Here is an 18,635-nt window from a genome sequence, read left to right as displayed (position 1 = left end):
CATCTCTTGGACTGAGAAGTTTAACGGACAGATACAGTCTTTTGCGGAATATGACATGAACCGCCGTGTACCGAACGGTATGCACGGTGGTGTGAGAGGACGGGGGCTAGCCGCCCCCTCCTACTCGGTTTGGAGGGATAGTGTGTATTGTAAACTTGCGATTGTAGGTCTAGAGCAGCGTGCTCGAGCCGTTTTATTGCCCTACGAGAAGCGCAGCGCATTGCAGATCGAGCAGTGGCAAGCGTGCTTGCGTGAAGGTGAGCGACTTCTAGTGTATGACGCACCAATAGCGCTCTATTTGGCGGATTGGCTTGCCAGGTATGTACAGAAAACCGTAAGGAAGGAAGTGGGATCACGGACCGGGACGAGAGATCAACTGCAGCGATATCAACATGTTATCACTCAGCAGCTCGTAGCAGTTGGCAAACGCTTACCAGGCCATTGGGTTGCATACGAGAGTATTGCCGGTATGCTAGGCTCTTCTAATGTTTTGAAGGCGGGTAAGGAGTTTGAAGGCATAGACAGTGTAGACAGTTTCCATAGTCATCAATACAGGGATAGCATTGGTAGCCTTCATCACAGTCCTCCTCCCATTAATGAATGCCACCAAAATAATCAACGTATTCAAGCGCTACAGCAGCACATTACATCATTACTGCAAGGAAGAAAGCTTTTGTATGACGAGTGGCTTAGTCTAGGAGCTCAGCAGGTAAGTGAGAATAAGGAGCAGCTGTTAGCTGCGTTTCGCTATGCGGTGCTGCAAGGGAGCATCAAGCTACGCAGCGCTGTTCAGCTAGTGAGTCTAAGAGGGAAGCGGCCCTTGCTCCGCTGCTTGCGCTGCTATGAAACAGAGCTTACTGAAAGTGAACATCATTGCCCATTTTGTGGTGAGCATTGCTACTATTGCAAAACGTGCCTACAGATGGGACGAGCAAGAACATGTAGTGTTGTCGTTATGGGACACTATCACTCGCCTACTACCGATGCTCGTAACATTCACCCCCCTTCACGTGTGCTAGATCTGGAGGCTTTCGGATTAAGTGATGCACAGCAGATGGCAACGACTAAAGCGTTAACGTTTGTCCACCAACGCTTAACCACTAGAAGATTACCCCGATTTATTCGCGCAGCTTCTACCACATTGTCACGACAATTTTTACTGTGGGCAGTGACGGGTGCGGGCAAGACTGAGATGATCTTTCCACTCGTCGCTTATATGACGAAGCTAGGCGGCCGAGTGCTGCTAGCGACACCGCGCAGAGACGTTGTGCTGGAGCTTGCTCCCCGGCTGCACAAGGCTTTCCCTGAGCTATCCATTGCAACGCTGTATGGCGGCAGTGAAGAGCGTTGGCAGCATGGACAGCTTATCATTGCAACGACACATCAGCTTATGCGCTTCCACCAAGCCTTTGACCTCGTCATTATCGACGAGCTTGATGCCTTTCCCTATCATGGTGATGAACGTCTGTATCGCGTAGCAGAGCAATGCAGCACGAAGCATGGGGTGAGACTGCTGCTGTCAGCGACTCCACCCGCCTATTTGCAGCGGGAGCTTAATAAAGGACGTCTTGCCTACGTAAAGCTTCCAGTTCGCTATCATCGACATCCCTTGCCCGTTCCCATTCGCTTGAAAACCCCACTAATTGCCGAACAACTCAAAAAACGAACGCTTCCTTCAGCTTTAATCCAGGCGCTGCACAGCTCGCTTAAGGACGATGCACAGGTATTTATCTTTTTGCAGCGTATCGCTCATACTGAGGCCTATGCTGCACTGCTTAGAGCAAGCTTCCCACATGTGTCGATTCAAGCGACATCGTCACAGGACGCCCAGCGAGCGGAGAAGGTAATTGCTTTTCGTAATCGAGACATTCGAATTTTGGTCACGACGACTATACTTGAACGTGGAGTGACGGTACCGCGTAGCCATGTCTACATATGTGATGCCGAAGCGGAGCTGTTCGATGAAGCCTCCCTCGTGCAGATGGCAGGCAGAGCAGGTCGCTCAGGTGATGCGCCGAACGGCGCGGTATATTTTTTATCACAGCAGTGGAATGAGGCACAGCGCAAGGCTGTGAAGCAGATCAAAAGCATGAATGAGCTGGCGAGTGACTTAGGATACTTACTGCCACAATATCGATCAAAGCGTCAAGGAGTGTGGAGAAGATGAAGGCTTCAGATTTATTACGATGGCTTCAGCCAAGCGAGTCATTATGCATGATCTGTACCAGTCGAAGAGTGCAAGCACTGAGTTCTACTTTGCTAGACCGAGTAACGCTTAAAAAGCTATCACAATATTTATGTGCACCATGCTTTAACGAGATTGCTTGGATTGATCAAGTGCTGTGTATGCATTGCGGCAGACATCATCGCTGTCCAGATTGCCAGCTGCGACAAGCATCTTCATTATGGTTGAATCGCAGCGCAGTCGATTATCAATCGATGATGAAGGAATGGCTTCATCGCTATAAGTTCCAAGGTGATGAGCGGTTAGCGGATTTGCTAGGTACCATGCTCATGCCAGCCATTGAGCGAGTGAGTGCACAGCTCATTATTAAGCATCGATTAGAACAGGCATGGAGAGCGAGCAGAAAGCCGCCTCTACGGTGGCTGAAGGCGAGCAGGACGGTATTCTGGGACGCAGTAACTGCTGTGCCTATAAGTGAGGAGCGGTATCGCGAGCGAGGCTTTAATCAGGCGTACCAGCTGGCTCAGATTGTGAGTAGGGCAGTGGGTGTGCCGTATGTAGAGTTGCTCGTTCGGACCTCGCATGAGCAGAGGCAAAGTCATCAAGGCCGTGGTGCGCGCTTTCAAGGGATCGACAGTCGCTACCAAAGCTCTGCGAAAGGCTGGAATATGCTGATGCGACATGTAGGGAAGCGGGACAAGCTTCATATATTGCTCATTGATGACGTATATACAACCGGCAGCACCGTTCATGCATGCGCACAGGCCATGATGCAAAGCAGCCCATGTGAACTTCATGTTGCTAGTATTACCTGGGCAAGGTCATGAAATCGACATAGAAATGGAATCATAAACTAATGAAAAGTAGCTATTCTTTCGATAAACTATATAAGGGATGTTCAAGAAGCCTTTTGTATGAAAACTTCTCGGTAACAAGCGCTGACTTTTTGAACATGTACTATAAGTATAATGTAGGTTAAGGGGAGGTCACTGGTATGAATATTGACAATTGTCCTCGGTGCGGGAAGATTTTCGCGAAGGGCTTTAGAGATGTGTGCCCAGCTTGCGTTCGCGAGATTGACAAGGAATACGAGACATGCGCGAATTATTTAAGAGAAAATAGAGGAGCTTCCATTACAGAGCTTTCTGAGGAAACGGGAGTAAGCATTAGACAAATTACGAAGTTTATTCGTGAAGGCCGTATATCTTTAATGGATGCACCAAACTTATCCTACCCGTGTGAATCATGCGGTGTATTAATCCAAAGCAATAACTTATGCGACAGCTGTAGAAATCGCCTAGTTAATGCCTCTAAAAATCTATTCTCGAATGAATCACTCGCTCAAGAGAAAAAGCTTAGCGAGGAGGAGGTTAAAGAGGTATATAAAGGCATTAATCAATACAAAGACCGTTAGAGGAACATTAAAAAATCCACCTTTGATCACGAAGTAGAAGTGAACGCTGTTCGTCATCGAATCTTGAATTCAGCCGGGCCTTCTGGTGCTCACGTACCTTATGCGTACGCTGCGCTCCTCAGTCCCTAGCTTTTTTCAACCTTCTCGGTGCTGAAAGCTGGATTTTTTAATTCTGATTATAAGTTATAATTCAAAAGCCCAACTTTGATTACAAAGTGACACATTGTAGCATAGTCGACGTCGAATATGAAGCCCTACCGAAAGCTCTGTTGCTCACGTACCAAAAACGTACGCTGCGCTACTCGCTTTCTAGTATTGCTTTATCTTCTTGGTCCTTAATCACGAAGTAACACATTGTAGCGGAATCGACATCTAAGATTGGATACGAATTATGAGAATTTTATCAAAAAGGCACTTTCTTGATACTGAAAGCTGTTCTTTTTGAACAATACTATAAATAAAAAAACAGATGAAGCCGATAATACTATTAACAGTTATCGGCTTTTTAGTTTGTTTACAATGGGGTGAGATGAATGAAAATCAATGACATAAATCGTGTGAACGGAATTAATAAAGGTTATCAGCAGCAGGTGGACTTCCGTAAGGAAAACAAGCTGGCATCTAAGAAGGATGAAGTACAGATCTCTTCAGAAGCACAAGAGATGCTAGAAAGCAGCCGCGCAGAGAGTTCTGAACGTGCGGAGCGTGTGAAAGAACTGAAGCATGCGGTTCAAACAGGGACGTATCATGTAGAAGCAGGTAAGCTAGCAGAGAAGCTGCTGCCATTCTTTAAAAAATAACGCATAAGCATGGAGGTAAAGGATGGAAGCGACAACCTTTCAGCAGCTTGTCCAACAATTAAAGCAATTGCTGCTTATCTATCGTGCGTTATTCACATTTGCAGATGAGAAGAAAAACGCAATTATTAAGAACGATATTGAGTCGATCAATATGATCACCATGAAGGAGACGAAGGCATTGAAGCCTGTCCCAGAGCTGGAGGCAAGCTCTCGTTCCTTGATGACGAAGCTACAGCGTGAGCTAGGCTTCAGGCCAAAGCTAAAAATGACACTCTCAGAGCTAGTGCAGCTTGTCATCGATCCTAAGCAGAAGCAAGAGCTTGCTGAGCTGCAGAATAATCTGGCTCATATGTCCGAGCAATTGAAGAAAGCCAATGAACATAACCAACAGTTAATACAGCTCTCGCTAGAATATGTACATTTTTCTTTGGACGCGATATGCGGACCGCCGGAGGATGAAGTAACGTATAAACGACCTAGCCCCGGCACTGATGTGCAGCGAAGAACGGGCCTTTACGATACAAGAGGATAACGTAGCAAGTAATTAGTGAGTAATTAGGGGGAAGATCATGGTATCCACATTTCATGGATTAGAAACGAGCAAGCGCTCACTGCTAACACAGTCCACAGCACTTAGCACAGTTGGACATAATATATCGAATGCATCAACAGCAGGCTATACACGTCAGCGTGTAAATATGACAAACGCAGATCCCGTGTATGTGCCAGGCTTTAACCGCGTTCATACACCTGGACAAATTGGTACGGGCGTACAATATGACAGTATTACACGCGTACGCGACAGCTATCTAGACCTGCAATATCGCCGTGAGAATCAAGATTTAGGCTATTATACGATCTATAATTCTACGATGGAAGCTATTCAAACGATGATTAATGAACCGTCTGACAACGGTGTTAGTGCAATAATGGACAAGTTCTGGAACTCGCTTGAAGTAATGAATCGTGATGCCAACCTACTTAGTGCACGTGTTGATTTTATCGGAAACGCTAAAAATATGGCAGATACGTTCAACAAGATCGGGACTTCACTTAATACGCTAGAAGCTGATATCTCGAGCAACACTACGATTAAGCTCAATCAAGCTAACAATTTATTAGATGGTATTACCAAGCTTAACGACACCATTCGCAAGATCGAGATGCTTGGCGATAACGCTAACGATTACCGAGATCAACGCGATGTACTGCTTGATGAACTATCTAAGATCGTAGATGTTCAATATGCAGAGGACGCAGAAGGAATGGTCAATGTATACAGTGGTGGTATACAGGTCGTGACTGGTCTACAGCCAACATATTTAACACAGAACGATGTTGCGACAATTACTGGTGGTGAGATCGGCGGCTATAAGAAATCACTAGAGGATATTGATCTCGTGCGCAATCAACTGAATGCGATGCTCGATACGCTTGTGCGCGGTGAGATTGAAGTTACGATGCCAAACGGCTATAAAACCTCTACTGATATGATAGCGGAGAACGATGTCAATGTGACCGATGCTGCGGGTAACGTGACTGCTATCCCAGCAGGAGATACGATCCCAGCTGGCTCTAAGATTACATCGCCCGTAACGTTCAAAGTGAACGGCTTTAACGGGTTACATCAGCTCGGTTATTCCATCAATACACCAGCAGAGACAGGAATTGCATTCTTTACTTCGAAGGATAATTCTGTACCATTTACGATAGATAACATCCAAGTTAACGCTGAGATACTAGCAGACACGAATAAAGTTGCGGCTTCAGGTCAATATGATTTAGGCGGTACGAATGGTACGGATATGCACACGATCAAAGGAAATAGTGACGTAGCGCTTGCTTTAACAAGTCTGCGTGATGCTAAATTTACGTATCCTGTTGCATTAACGTCGCTATCTGAAGGTACTACAGATGATTATTTCCGTGCATTCGTCAGCGACCTTGGAACACGCTCTGATATCGCCATTACCAATTATGAGAGAAGCGGAAATCTTGTGGACAATGTAGAGATCCGAAGACAAGCGACAAGTGGAGTAAGCATCGATGAGGAGCTTACAGATATGCTTCGCTTTCAGCATGCTTACAACGCTGCTGCACGTAACATGACAGTAGTAGATGAGATGCTAGACCGCATTATTAATAATATGGGCATCGTCGGCCGATAGGAGGTAGCACATGAGAATTACAAGTATGATGCAGAATACGCAGCTACTGCGCAATCTGCGTAACAACAATGCTGATATTCTAGACTGGCAGAACAAACTGGCCACTGGGCAGAAAATTAATAAGCCAAGTGACGATCCTGTCGGTATTGGCTATCAGATGCGCTATACAACAGATCTTGCCCGGAATGAGCAGTATTTACAGAATGCTAAAACAGGAAATGGTTGGCTAAGCCAGACAGACTCGGTCCTTCAGCAGGCGAATAGTGTTTTGCAGCGTCTGAATACAATTACAAATCAAGCTGCAAACGGAACGATTACACCAGAGGTTAGAGAACAAATTCGTTTAGAAGTACTACAATTGCGTGAGCAGATGGTTACCATAGGAAACAGTACATACGATGGTCGACACATATTTAATGGTCAGAAAACAGATGTTAAGCCGTATGACTCTGCAACTGCTGCAAGCGACCATACTGATATGGGCGTTTATTACTTGAACGTGAGTCCATCGGTAACAGTTGCTGTTAGCTTGCCAGGCGAGCAAGTATTTGGAGAAGCAGATGCTGCCGACAATATATTTAAAATGTTCGATGATATTGCTCAGCATCTTGAAGACGATAATCAAACAGCCATATCTGGCAGCTTAAGCAATATTGGCTCAGCGATAGAACGAATTTCATTTAGCCTTGCTGAGGTTGGTGCGAGAATGAATCGTTTCGATTTAATCGAAAGTAGAATAGCCGATGAGAAGGTTAGTTTAACAACATTAAGATCATCGGTCGCTGATGTCGACATGGCAGATGCCATTGTTCAGCTTCAGCTGCAGCAGAATGTTCTGCAGGCATCGTTATCTGTGGGTGCAAAAGTAATGCAAATGTCATTATTAGATTATATTCGTTAAGGAGTGCAATTACTGTGAGTGAGAATGTAGCATTAAGTCAACTGATCCATAGCGAGGTATATGGTGAGATAAAGGTCGAACATAAACAAATATATAGTTTTGCTCAAGGGATCGTTGGATTTTCTCACTTGAACAAGTTTGCACTGTTGCCACTAGAAGATTCTGATTTATATGTTCTGCAATCGTTCAGCGAGGAAATTAGCTTAATGTTGTTTCCGGCCACACTAAGTGATAATCATATTAGCTTTAAAATTGACGAGCCTACAATAGAACAGTTAGGAATCAATAACCAAGATGACTTAGTCATTTTTTATGTGCTGCGATTTATTGATAAAAAACCTTTTGTAAATTTAAGAGCGCCGATTTTAGTTGTACCAGAAACTCAAAAGGGATGCCAGTACGTCATATCGAACGAAGCATTAGGTATTCGTGAGCCGTTAGTCATTAAAGGTGAAGCATCATGTTAGTACTTAAGAGAAAAGTTGGAGAAGTCGTGCGTATTGCTAATGATATTGAGGTTCATGTTTTGGCAGTAGAAGGTGAAGTGATAAAGCTAGGCTTTGAAGCACCTAAGCATATACCCATTTTGCGCTCAGAGGTATATGAAGCGATTAAAGCTGAAAATATGCAATCATCCGTCTCAAGCAAGGACGCTAAAGAGATGATGAAGCAGTTGAATCTGGGGAGTTTTCAGAAAAACACAAAAGAATAGGGAGGAATAATTGTGCTTGATTCAATCAATCGTATGGAAGGATCCACCGTTGATTGGAGTCAACTACCAAGCATCAAGAGAACGGCATCACAAGATAACAATGTAGCTGCCTCTTACAAGGGAGAACAAGGGCAAGGAGACTTGCAAGAAAGCAAGGATAAGCTTTACAAAGAACTAGAAAAAGCAAATAATCAGTTTGACGCGCTAAATCACTCACTTCGTATGAAATTTAACGAAGAAGCTGAGCAGTTTTACGTTGAGGTCGTAGATGTTCAGACAAGAGAGGTTATTGACAGTATCCCAGCGGAATATGTGCTTGATCTAGCTGCAAAGCTTAAGGATATGGTAGGATTTTTCATTGATGAGAAACGTTAGGAGGTAATTGATATGGCATTCAGCATAACAGGATTATCCGGATCTGGTTTGGATACAACTCAAATCGTCGGTGATTTGATGGCAGTAGAGCGTATTCCATATACGAATTTACAAAATAAAAAATCCAATTTGCAATCAGAACAAGCAGTATTTCGTCAATTAAATACTAAATTGAGCGCATTACAAAATCTAGCTAGAGATTTACAGTATTCATCCGCATACAATAAAAACACTTCCAAATTCTCTGCTAGTGGTGTAGCTACAGCTACGGTTGGCGAGACGGCTGTTAAGGGTAGTTATAACATCGAAGTTCTGGAGCTTGCTCAGCATAAGGTTACTGGGCTTTCTGGTATCAAGGGAAATGATAAGAACTTATTTTTAGATACTAATACTGATACTGCACTTGGTCTTGATACACCTGTATTTTCAATCAATACAGAAGATCCAGATAATACCATGACGATCAATTTGGGAGATCTGGGTGATCCTTCTTCCTTTAAATCTAATGCAGATGTTCTCAAAGCTCTTGTTACTAAAATAAACAATAATCCGACGGAATACGGTGGAAAAGCTACTCTAGTTGACGTGACTGGTAATGGGGATTATAGATTAAATATAACAGCAGTAAAAGGCGGAAACCAACCAATAGGATTTGAGCTTGGTGGAGAGTCGAATACATTTGTACAGGCTGCTACAGATGCTAAACTTAAAATCGATGGCATAGAAGTAACACGATCTACTAACGAGATTAATGACCTAATAGATGGAATAACTCTAAACCTATCTTCTAAGGGTACTACAACATTATCGGTAGAAAGAGATACTAGTGCAATTACAAATTCCGTTGAAAGTTTTGTGAAGGCATATAATGATCTCATAGATCTAATGAACATTAACCTGGCAAAACCTGATGGTGAGGATTCAATAAACCCATTGCAGGGAGATACGACATTAAAGTCATTGAAGGATGAGCTTTATAGTGTATTTACTGGTATCGTATTTGAAGGCAATCAATATGTTGGGTTTATGGAGGAATTAGGTCTTAGTGTTGATAAATACGTTGGTCCAGGAACACCATTAACAGGTAAAATAGCGTTTGATAAAACAGCATTTGCTAATGCATTATCGGAAGACCCTAGTAAAGTAACTGCAGTATTTACGGATAGAATCGGGCAAATGTGGGAGCGTCTAAGCGGAACGTATACTAGCTCTACACAAGGGATAATTGCTATGAAAATCTCTGGGTACGACAGCGAGATTAAAGTTGTAGATGAGAGATTAGAAGCAATGGAACGTTCACTACAGATGAAGGAAGCTCGGTTAAAGCAGCAGTTTAACAACATGGAGTTGATGTTAAACTCTCTAAACAGTACTTCGGATTGGTTAAAGTCTCAATTTGATTCATTGAGTAATATGAACAAAAAATAATAGTTAGATAGGGGATGAGGATATCGTGATCGCCAATCTTAATGGATATCAAGCATATCAAAAAAATAAATACGAGACAGCTTCTCCTCATCGATTAATTACGATGCTATATGAAGGCGCCATTCGCTTTGGAAACCAAGCGATTGGATTTATAGAGCATGGTGATATTGAAGGTAAAAATAAATCTATTCAGAAGTTTCAAGATATTATTTATGAATTAATCTCATGTCTTAATTTTAATGAGGGCAAAGAAATTGCTAACAATCTTTATGCGCTTTATACATATGTGATTGAATTATCTACTCGTAGTAATCTTGAAAAGACTACTGAACCATTAAAAGAAGCAATTAACATTATCGCTGATATTAAATCATCGTGGGAACAAATTGGCAAGGAAGTACAGATGAATGGATGATTCAAAAGATCTGCTGTTGAGTAGCTATAGCCAATTAGTAATCTTGTTACAGAAACAAATTGATATCGCAGCTAAAGATTCATATGATGAACAACTAGATGAGATTAAGAGCTTGGAAGAGGGAAAATCCAAGTGTATCTCTAGCATAAATCAGATTCGATTAAATGTAGAACTTTATAACGGTATTATAGAGGAGCATAGCGAGACAGTTTTTCGTTATATTGAACAATTAAGTGAACTGAACGAAACGTTAATTCAAAGAATAAATTTGTTGTACGCTGAAGCTTCCAAAAGTATGAAACGAGTAACAACACAACGAAGAACCCTACAATCCTACGGTGGAGTCAATTTCAGTGATGTAATCTCTTATTATTTTGATGAAAAGAAATAATAGATTTACTCTAAAGTATTAACTAAAGAAGTTCAAAGTCCGATAATAGTAATGTGACCACAAGGAAGTGGCAATTAAAATCATGGAGGATGATCAATATGTTTATTAACACAAACGTAGGTGCAATGAATGCACACCGTAACCTAACTGCAAGTAACGGTGCAATGAACAAAACAATGGAAAAGCTATCTTCAGGCTACCGTATTAACCGTGCAGCAGACGATGCAGCAGGTCTAGCAATCTCTGAAAACATGCGTTACCAAATCAATGGTATGCAGCAAGCACAACGTAACGCGAACGATGGTATTTCCTTGATCCAAACTGCAGAGGGTGCTCTGACTGAAGTACACTCCATGCTACAACGTATCAATACACTAGCTAACCAATCTAAAAACGGTATCTACTCTTCAACTGACCGTTCTAAGATTCAATTGGAAGTAGCACAATTAATTACGGAAATTGATAACATTGCTACAGGAACTAAATTTAATGGGATTAATTTATTGGATACTACTAGTGCAGTAAGCTTCCAAACTGGTGTAAATAATACTGATGTTATTTCTGTAAGCCGTGGGGATATGACAGCGGGTACACTAGGAATTAGTGGTTTATCCGTATCTACAGCTGGCGGAGCATCTACTGCAATTGCAACAATTGCAACTGCAATTGAAAAAGTATCTACACAACGTGCAACATTTGGTGCTGTACAAAATCGTCTAGAGCATACTATTAACAACCTTGGTGTAAACGCAGAAAATCTATCCGCTGCACATTCTCGTATTAAAGATGCAGATATGGCTCAAGAAATGACGAACTTCACGAAAAATCAAATTCTAGTACAAGCAGGCACATCTATGCTTGCTCAAGCAAACTCTGTACCACAGAACGTATTAAAGCTTCTAGGATAATAAATCCGGTAAAAAGCTGCCTCAGGGCAGCTTTTTTATTAGATTTATATAAAAATAAATTATATTTTTATTTGTCACTATAAACTAATTATGTAATAGTGTCGATAATAGTAATGTGACCACACGGAAGTGGCAAATAAATGTATCATGGAGGATGATCAATTATGTTTATCAACACAAATGTAGGTGCAATGAATGCACACCGTAACCTAACTGCAAGCAACAATGCAATGAACAAAACAATGGAAAAGCTATCTTCAGGCTACCGTATTAACCGTGCAGCAGACGATGCAGCTGGTCTAGCGATCTCTGAAAATATGCGTTACCAAATCAACGGTATGCAGCAAGCACAACGTAATGCGAACGATGGTATTTCCTTGATTCAAACAGCTGAGGGTGCGCTAACAGAAGTACATTCTATGCTACAACGTATCAATACGCTTGCTAACCAATCTAAAAACGGTATATATGCTTCAACTGACCGTTCTAAGATCCAATTAGAAGTTAGTCAACTTTTAACAGAAATTGATAACATTGCGAAAGGCACAAAATTTAATGGTATTAACCTGTTGAATACTGCTAGTGCAGTAAGCTTCCAAACTGGTGTAAACAACACAGATGTTATTTCTGTAAACCGTGGTGACATGACTATTGGTGCATCCGGTTTGGATATTTCTGGCCTATCTGTATCAACAGTATCAGGTGCTTCTGCTGCAATCGCTGCAGTAGCAACAGCTATTGAATCCGTATCTACACAACGTGCAACATTTGGTGCTGTACAAAATCGTCTAGAGCATACTATTAACAACCTTGGCGTAAACGCAGAAAATCTATCTGCTGCACATTCTCGTATTAAAGATGCAGATATGGCTCAAGAAATGACGAACTTCACGAAAAATCAAATTCTAGTACAAGCAGGTACATCTATGCTTGCTCAAGCAAATTCAGTGCCACAAAACGTATTGAAGCTTCTTGGATAATATTGATAATAAAAAAGCTGCCTCAGGGCAGCTTTTTTTATTAATTAAATGATTAGATATGTCGATATATAGTATACATATTTATTATTAATAATTTGATGGTGGAGGCCTTTCATGAGTGATTTACTTCAGGAGAATTTGTTGTATTTATACAAATACAAAAAGGATATATTTGAGACCGTCCAACAATATTTAAATACTAATAATAATGAAAAAAAATGCAAGCTTGTGTATGAAGAAAATGGTTTTGTTAATCTAACATATGTATTTGAAAATGAATTGAAATCATTGTATGCAAATGACGGGAGTGATTTGGAGACTTGGTTAGAAGAGCATAGTCAATTGAAAAATGGAGAATATGATGTCGTCATGTACGGCATGGGATTGACGCATCACTTGGCTAAATTAATCGAGTTCAATCCATCATTGAATTTATATATATTCGAACCGGATATAGATATATTTGTTGAGTCTATGAAGGTAGTTAACATAGAGCAGTTATTGTTACATCCCCAAGTAAAAATACTAAGGATTGGTAACTTAGAAGAGCATTATAAGATCTTCCATGCTCTATTAAATATTTATTCTGTCAAAAAGAAAATAGATATATTTATACCATTTTATGCGGAAATTGACTTGGAATCTATTCGGAAATTTTATAACTATAACTACAACTTCCGGGAAGCAGAATTAATTGGACGAGGTTTCGAGCAAATATTTGGAACACAGCCATATAGAAACAGTATTCGCAACCTAGTGAAAATGAGTCAATCTCTTTCAATAGAATCACTAAGAAATAAATTTGATGGTTGTTCAATATTAGTAGTAGGAGCAGGTCCTTCTTTGGAGTTAGATATAGAGTTAATAAAGCAATATAAAGATAAAATGCTAATAATTGCAGCGGGTTCAAGCATTCAATCGTTGTTGCATTTTGGTATTGAGCCTCACATGGTTGTCTCTATGGATCCTGGTGAAGCTACTGGAAGAGCATTCAAAAACAGTAATACTAAAAATATTCCGTTAGTATTTGTACCTCAAATCTATTTTGATATCTTGAATGGTGAATTCTCACAATTATTTTACGCGTTTTTTAATAGTGATGTTATTATAAATTATTTACTTCCCGATCTTGAAGTAGATTATATGTTTCGTGCGACAAATTCTGTTACTGGTACAGTGATTCAAATCGCAAAATATTTAGGAGCTAAAAAAATTATTCTTGCAGGGCAAGATATGTCTTTCCCAGAAGAAAGGTATTACGCTCAAGGAGCTAATCATTTAACTGTAGACAACTTGAAGCAGAGAGTCACAGCGAGTCAATTGAAGGTTGAAAATGTTAAAGGCTCTATGAACCGCACAAATCCTTCAATGAAGTCTTTACAGAAAAATATAGAAAACTTAATCGAGTCAATCGAGGGAATAGAATTTATTAACACCTCTTCGCTGGGAGCGAAAATTAAAGGAACAAAGTTTATTCCTTTTCTTGAAGTGGTAAAAAATTTAAAAAGTGACTATGACTTTTCTCAAATCAAATCGATCACTGGCCAAGGGTTGAAAATAGGAAATATTGAGATAAATACTGTACACCAGCGTATAAATAAATTTATCGAAAATTGCAATAAATTAATGAGAAGCTGTGATGTATCTCTAAAAATAATTATGAAAATAGAAGAATACTCAAGAAGAATGCCTGAGAAAGCAATGAATATGCTGGCGAAGCTTGAAAAAGAATTTTCTATCGTGACTGAACATCAATTATTTAAGAGTATTATACCTTCATGGAATCGTAGCCTAACAAAGAAATACGATCAATTAGTTATAAACATTGAAAAAGAGCCGACTATAATAGGTAAGTCAAAATTATTAAATGAGATTGTGGTTCCTTATATCAAGGAAATAAAAATATCTTTCAATGAAATGATAAAAGAATTTGAGGGTATTAAGAACGATTTGGTTTTACCATCAGTAACTATGCAAAAGAATGATTAAATCTATAGTTTGCTCAAACCATTTAATATAACTAGTAACAAAAAAGAGATATAGTTGTTATGAACCGTGCATGTTTTATATCTTATGGAATTTTGCTTGCAATTAGCAAATTTTCAACTTAATTATTAACATCTAAACTAATCTTTTTCATAAATTAAAATACCAAATAATGTCTTAACTCTTTTGTGCTGATGATTTAATTATATTAATTCATGGTATAAGATAGTGAGTGAAGAAGTATCCGGGAAGATTATTGGTCAAGGTGATAAGATTAATATCTTTTTAGAGTTAGAAATTATTAAATGAATATGTTAAGGATTAAACACGATAGAGGAGAAGATAAGTCATGAGAAAACCAAGAATAATTGCGGAAGTTGGATGTAATCACAAAGGAGAAATGGAAATTGCTAAAGAACTAATTATGACTGCTGCAGTTTTCTGTAAAGTAGATGTGGTTAAATTTCAAAAAAGAAATAATAAAGAATTATTGACAGAGGAGCAATATAATGCTCCACATCCTAATCCTCATAACTCTTATGGTGATACGTACGGAAGTCACAGGGAATATTTGGAGTTTGATTTAGATCAACATAAAACATTAAAAAAATGGTGTGAAGAGTATGGTTTGACATATAGTACATCTGTATGGGATTTTACATCAGCAAAGGAAATCGTATCCTTGCAACCGGAACTGATAAAAATTCCATCAGCTTTGAATCTGCATTACGACATGTTAGGTTATTTGTGTGAATCCTACGAAGGTGAGATACATGTATCTATCGGTATGACGACTCGAGAAGAAGAGCGGCAAATGTTAGATTTTTTTGAAAAGAATAAGAGAATTAAGGATGTAGTGTTATATAGTTGTACCTCGGGATATCCTGTTCCGTTAAAGGACGTATGCCTTCTTGAAATCTCTCGTTTGAAGGAGGAGTATGGATCTCGAGTTAAAGAAATAGGATTTTCTGGACATCACAATGGAATCTCTGTTGATATTGCTGCCTATACATTGGGTGCTACTACAATAGAACGTCACTATACATTGAATAGAACTTGGAAGGGAACGGATCATGCAGCGAGCTTGGAGCCTGATGGGCTCCGTAGATTGACTAGAGATCTAAGAGGTACTCATGAAGCACTAACATATAAGCAAACGGATCTTCTTGACATCGAAGTGGAACAAAGGGAGAAATTGAAATGGAGAAATCATTAAGAACAGTAGCTTTTATTCCAGTTAGAGGAGGCAGTAAAAGCATTCCTCTAAAAAACATTAATGATTTCTGTGGCAAGCCCCTCGTGTACTGGACTATAAGAGCAGCAGTAACATGCTTAGAAATAGATGAGGTATACGTTGCAACAGATAGTATCGAGATCAAGAATGTTGTAGAATCCTTCGGGTTCGATAAGGTAAAGGTAATTGGACGTTCTGCTGAAAGTGCTACAGATACTGCTTCCACTGAAACTGCCTTGCTGGAGTTTGCTACTAGTGAATTATTTGGTAAAGTCGTACTCATACAAGCTACGTCTCCTTTATTGGAGGCGATTGACATAACGAGCGCCTTGGAAAAGTTCCAAGAGGAGAGAGCGGACAGTTTATTGACGGTTGTTCGGCAGAAGAGATTTATATGGGTAGATAGTCCGGAAGGTTCTATTGCTACTAATTATAATCCTTTTAAACGGCCTAGACGTCAAGAATGGGAAGGGTATCTGGTTGAAAATGGAGCTCTGTATATAATGAATCGCGAAAGTTTACTTTCCTCACGTTGCAGGTTGTCAGGGAAGATTTCTTTATATGAAATGTCAGAGGATACTTATTTCGAAATAGATGAACCAACAGACTGGGTTATTGCCGAAAGGTTAAAAATGTTAAGACTCAAAAAAAACTCTAAGCTGGATAGCGCTAAGATAAAGCTACTAATTAGTGATGTTGACGGAGTGTTAACGGATGCAGGTATGTACTATTCGACTGATGGACAAGAATTAAAGAAGTTTAATACAAGAGATGGTAAAGGAATTGAGCTTGTAAAAAAAGCGGGAATCAAGGTAATGTTGTTAACTGCAGAGGACATTGAAGTAGTGAGAAATAGAGCCAACAAGTTAAAAGCAGACTATTTATTTATGGGAATAAAGGACAAAAAGAAGTTTTTAGAACAATTTTTTGAGCAGAACCATGAATATTCTTTTGCAACAACTGCTTATATTGGTGACGACGTGAATGATCTAGACTGTCTGAAATTAGTAGGATTGTCTGCTGCACCTAAAGATGCTCATTATAGTGTACTTAGAGAAGTTGATTATATTTGTAAAACTGGCGGCGGTCAGGGCTGTGTAAGAGAATTATGTGATCATATTCTGCAAGTAGAAGTGAAAAATGGCCTCTGGTAGAGGCCATTTATTTTACGGTGAGGGAGAAGAGAATGAAGATATATCATTTAGCTAGTTTTTCAGGGAATATTGGTGATGTTGCAAACCATGAAGCTTTTTATGTTCAAATACAAAATAAACTTCAAAAAAAAATATTAGTTACAGAAGATGAAATGAGAGATTATTACAAAAATGTTCAAATAAAAAAGTTTGATAAAGAATTTGTGGAAAAAGTAAATAATCATGATCTTCTAGTAATTGGCGGAGGTAATTTCTTTGAGTTATGTTGGGACTATTCTGATAATGGTACAACATTTAATATTACTAACCAATTACTAAAACAAATAAAAACGCCTATATTAGTAAATGGTATCGGAATAGATGATAATAAAGGCATAAGCTCAGACAATATAGAAAAATTCAGAAAGTTTTTACATACATTGTTTACATACAATACTGTTTTTTTTACTGTTCGTAATGATGGTTCCTATGATATATTTCAAAAATATTTTCCGGAATATGTAGATTATGTATATGAAATTCCTGATTTTGGTTTCTTTGTTTCTGAAGTTCAGGAACTTAAAGAATATTGTTATAATGGTCAAACAAAATCAATTGGGTTTAATATTGCGCTCGATATGCCACATATAAGATATTCTCACTTAGACTACAAGAAATATCTATCGGCAATTGCTAAAGAAATAGATCGATTACTTGCGGAAACGACTTATCATATATATCTTATTGCGCATATTCAAAGTGATTACCGAGCAATATTAGAATTGTTGGATATTGTTACTAGTAAACAAGCCCGTACTAGAATCTCTATAAGCCCATTAGTACAAGGGAAAGAGTTAGAATCTTTTAAGTACTATAAAGAATGCGATATGGTATTTGCTATGAGATTTCATGCAAATGTATGCTCAATTTCACTAGGCGTTCCTACATTCGGCATGATTTCATATCCCAAACATGGCATAATGTATGATAAGATCGGTATTCCATACAGAAAGTGCAATTTGGAAGAAAGTGACTTTATTAATCGGCTGGAACATGAAGTTCAACGAGTTATTGAATCACCAGACTATTTGATTGAGTTAAAAAAGGATTATGACAAGGCAAGATCAAGAGTAAATGCAATAAAGGATAGCGTGTTAGATCGTCTTATTGACTGGATGGAAGAGAAGGGTCTAAATTAATCGTTAAGAAACTTCAAAAGATTATATATTTGAGAAGATTTAAAACAACATGGAATGTGTGTTAAATACACTGATGTGTTTACTATTCCTGAAAATGCCCATGCACAAAATTATGAGTTTATTTCCTAGGACGACAATAAGTCAGACATGAGTTTGTTACTATAACGCATTTATGTTTGGCTTATTCTACATAAAGCAGTAAGTTTTTATTATAACTGTTCAACTGTCTACTGATTAGTTATCTCATCAAATAGAGAGTGGTGAATGTGGAATGGTCACTCCTACATTCACCATATTAAAAACTAGTGAATTCTGCATTAGCCAATTTAATATATTTATGATTATTGGAACTATATTTAACACACTAATGCAAAAATAATTATTTTTCTAAATATATTAACCCTCC

The 18,635-nt window shown here is 39.2% G+C and carries 19 protein-coding genes; all 19 read left to right on the top strand.

The genetic code is table 11. The annotated features are described in order from the left end of the window. On the top strand, positions 1–2,167 hold a 2,167-nt coding region (locus tag M3180_RS21770; RefSeq protein ID WP_251671446.1), incomplete at its 5' end, for an ATP-dependent helicase ComFA. Beyond that, complete coding sequence (locus tag M3180_RS21765) at positions 2,164–3,012, top strand: ComFC family protein (protein WP_251671443.1); 849 nt, start codon at positions 2,164–2,166, stop codon at positions 3,010–3,012. The genes M3180_RS21770 and M3180_RS21765, both read left to right, overlap by 4 nt. A gap of 167 nt (positions 3,013–3,179) precedes the next feature. Continuing rightward, complete coding sequence (locus tag M3180_RS21760; protein WP_251671442.1) at positions 3,180–3,599, top strand: TIGR03826 family flagellar region protein; 420 nt, start codon at positions 3,180–3,182, stop codon at positions 3,597–3,599. Positions 3,600–4,132: 533 nt separating this feature from the next. Continuing rightward, positions 4,133–4,399, top strand: coding sequence for a flagellar biosynthesis anti-sigma factor FlgM (gene flgM, locus M3180_RS21755; RefSeq protein WP_251671440.1), 267 nt, complete (start codon positions 4,133–4,135; stop codon positions 4,397–4,399). A 22-nt stretch (positions 4,400–4,421) separates the two neighbouring features. Continuing rightward, positions 4,422–4,931, top strand: a complete 510-nt coding sequence (locus M3180_RS21750; protein WP_251671438.1) for a flagellar protein FlgN — start codon at positions 4,422–4,424, stop codon at positions 4,929–4,931. A gap of 37 nt (positions 4,932–4,968) precedes the next feature. Beyond that, positions 4,969–6,567, top strand: a complete 1,599-nt coding sequence (gene flgK, locus M3180_RS21745) for a flagellar hook-associated protein FlgK (RefSeq protein ID WP_251671436.1) — start codon at positions 4,969–4,971, stop codon at positions 6,565–6,567. A gap of 10 nt (positions 6,568–6,577) precedes the next feature. Continuing rightward, on the top strand, positions 6,578–7,468 hold the full coding sequence (flgL, locus tag M3180_RS21740; protein ID WP_251671434.1) for a flagellar hook-associated protein FlgL: 891 nt from the start codon (positions 6,578–6,580) through the stop codon (positions 7,466–7,468). A 14-nt stretch (positions 7,469–7,482) separates the two neighbouring features. Then, the gene (gene fliW / locus M3180_RS21735; RefSeq protein WP_251671432.1) at positions 7,483–7,935 is read left to right on the top strand and encodes a flagellar assembly protein FliW; all 453 of its coding nucleotides are present in this window, start codon (positions 7,483–7,485) and stop codon (positions 7,933–7,935) included. Then, positions 7,929–8,180: a carbon storage regulator CsrA gene (gene csrA, locus M3180_RS21730; protein ID WP_251671424.1), complete on the top strand. Its 252-nt coding sequence runs from the start codon at positions 7,929–7,931 to the stop codon at positions 8,178–8,180. Before fliW ends, csrA begins: the two co-directional genes overlap by 7 nt. A gap of 12 nt (positions 8,181–8,192) precedes the next feature. After that, the gene (locus tag M3180_RS21725) at positions 8,193–8,555 is read left to right on the top strand and encodes a flagellar protein FlaG (protein WP_251671422.1); all 363 of its coding nucleotides are present in this window, start codon (positions 8,193–8,195) and stop codon (positions 8,553–8,555) included. A 12-nt stretch (positions 8,556–8,567) separates the two neighbouring features. Next, the gene (gene fliD / locus M3180_RS21720; protein ID WP_251671420.1) at positions 8,568–9,983 is read left to right on the top strand and encodes a flagellar filament capping protein FliD; all 1,416 of its coding nucleotides are present in this window, start codon (positions 8,568–8,570) and stop codon (positions 9,981–9,983) included. 25 nt (positions 9,984–10,008) lie between these two features. After that, positions 10,009–10,398: a flagellar export chaperone FliS gene (gene fliS / locus M3180_RS21715; RefSeq protein ID WP_251671418.1), complete on the top strand. Its 390-nt coding sequence runs from the start codon at positions 10,009–10,011 to the stop codon at positions 10,396–10,398. After that, positions 10,391–10,789 carry a hypothetical protein gene (locus M3180_RS21710; RefSeq protein ID WP_251671416.1) on the top strand — a complete coding sequence of 133 codons (399 nt, stop codon included), beginning with the start codon at positions 10,391–10,393 and terminating at the stop codon, positions 10,787–10,789. The genes fliS and M3180_RS21710 overlap by 8 nt, the downstream gene beginning before the upstream one ends. A 98-nt stretch (positions 10,790–10,887) precedes the next feature. Continuing rightward, positions 10,888–11,697 (top strand): flagellin N-terminal helical domain-containing protein, encoded by an 810-nt coding sequence (locus M3180_RS21705; RefSeq protein WP_251671414.1) that lies wholly within the window; start codon positions 10,888–10,890, stop codon positions 11,695–11,697. A gap of 164 nt (positions 11,698–11,861) precedes the next feature. Next, on the top strand, positions 11,862–12,677 hold the full coding sequence (locus M3180_RS21700; RefSeq protein ID WP_251671412.1) for a flagellin N-terminal helical domain-containing protein: 816 nt from the start codon (positions 11,862–11,864) through the stop codon (positions 12,675–12,677). 114 nt (positions 12,678–12,791) lie between these two features. Beyond that, the gene (locus M3180_RS21695; protein WP_251671410.1) at positions 12,792–14,666 is read left to right on the top strand and encodes a motility associated factor glycosyltransferase family protein; all 1,875 of its coding nucleotides are present in this window, start codon (positions 12,792–12,794) and stop codon (positions 14,664–14,666) included. A 346-nt stretch (positions 14,667–15,012) separates the two neighbouring features. Continuing rightward, positions 15,013–15,879 (top strand): N-acetylneuraminate synthase family protein, encoded by an 867-nt coding sequence (locus tag M3180_RS21690; protein WP_251671408.1) that lies wholly within the window; start codon positions 15,013–15,015, stop codon positions 15,877–15,879. Beyond that, entirely contained in the window at positions 15,864–17,051 is a 1,188-nt protein-coding gene (locus tag M3180_RS21685) for an N-acylneuraminate cytidylyltransferase (protein WP_251671406.1), read from the top strand. Before M3180_RS21690 ends, M3180_RS21685 begins: the two co-directional genes overlap by 16 nt. 32 nt (positions 17,052–17,083) lie before the next feature. After that, positions 17,084–18,229, top strand: a complete 1,146-nt coding sequence (locus M3180_RS21680) for a polysaccharide pyruvyl transferase family protein (protein WP_251671404.1) — start codon at positions 17,084–17,086, stop codon at positions 18,227–18,229. Positions 18,230–18,635 lie beyond the last annotated feature (406 nt).

Source organism: Paenibacillus camelliae, from assembly GCF_023715345.1.
Lineage (GTDB): Bacteria > Bacillota > Bacilli > Paenibacillales > Paenibacillaceae > Pristimantibacillus > Pristimantibacillus camelliae.
Note: the sequence above shows the minus strand (reverse complement) of the source record. Positions and strands in the feature narration are given on the sequence as shown.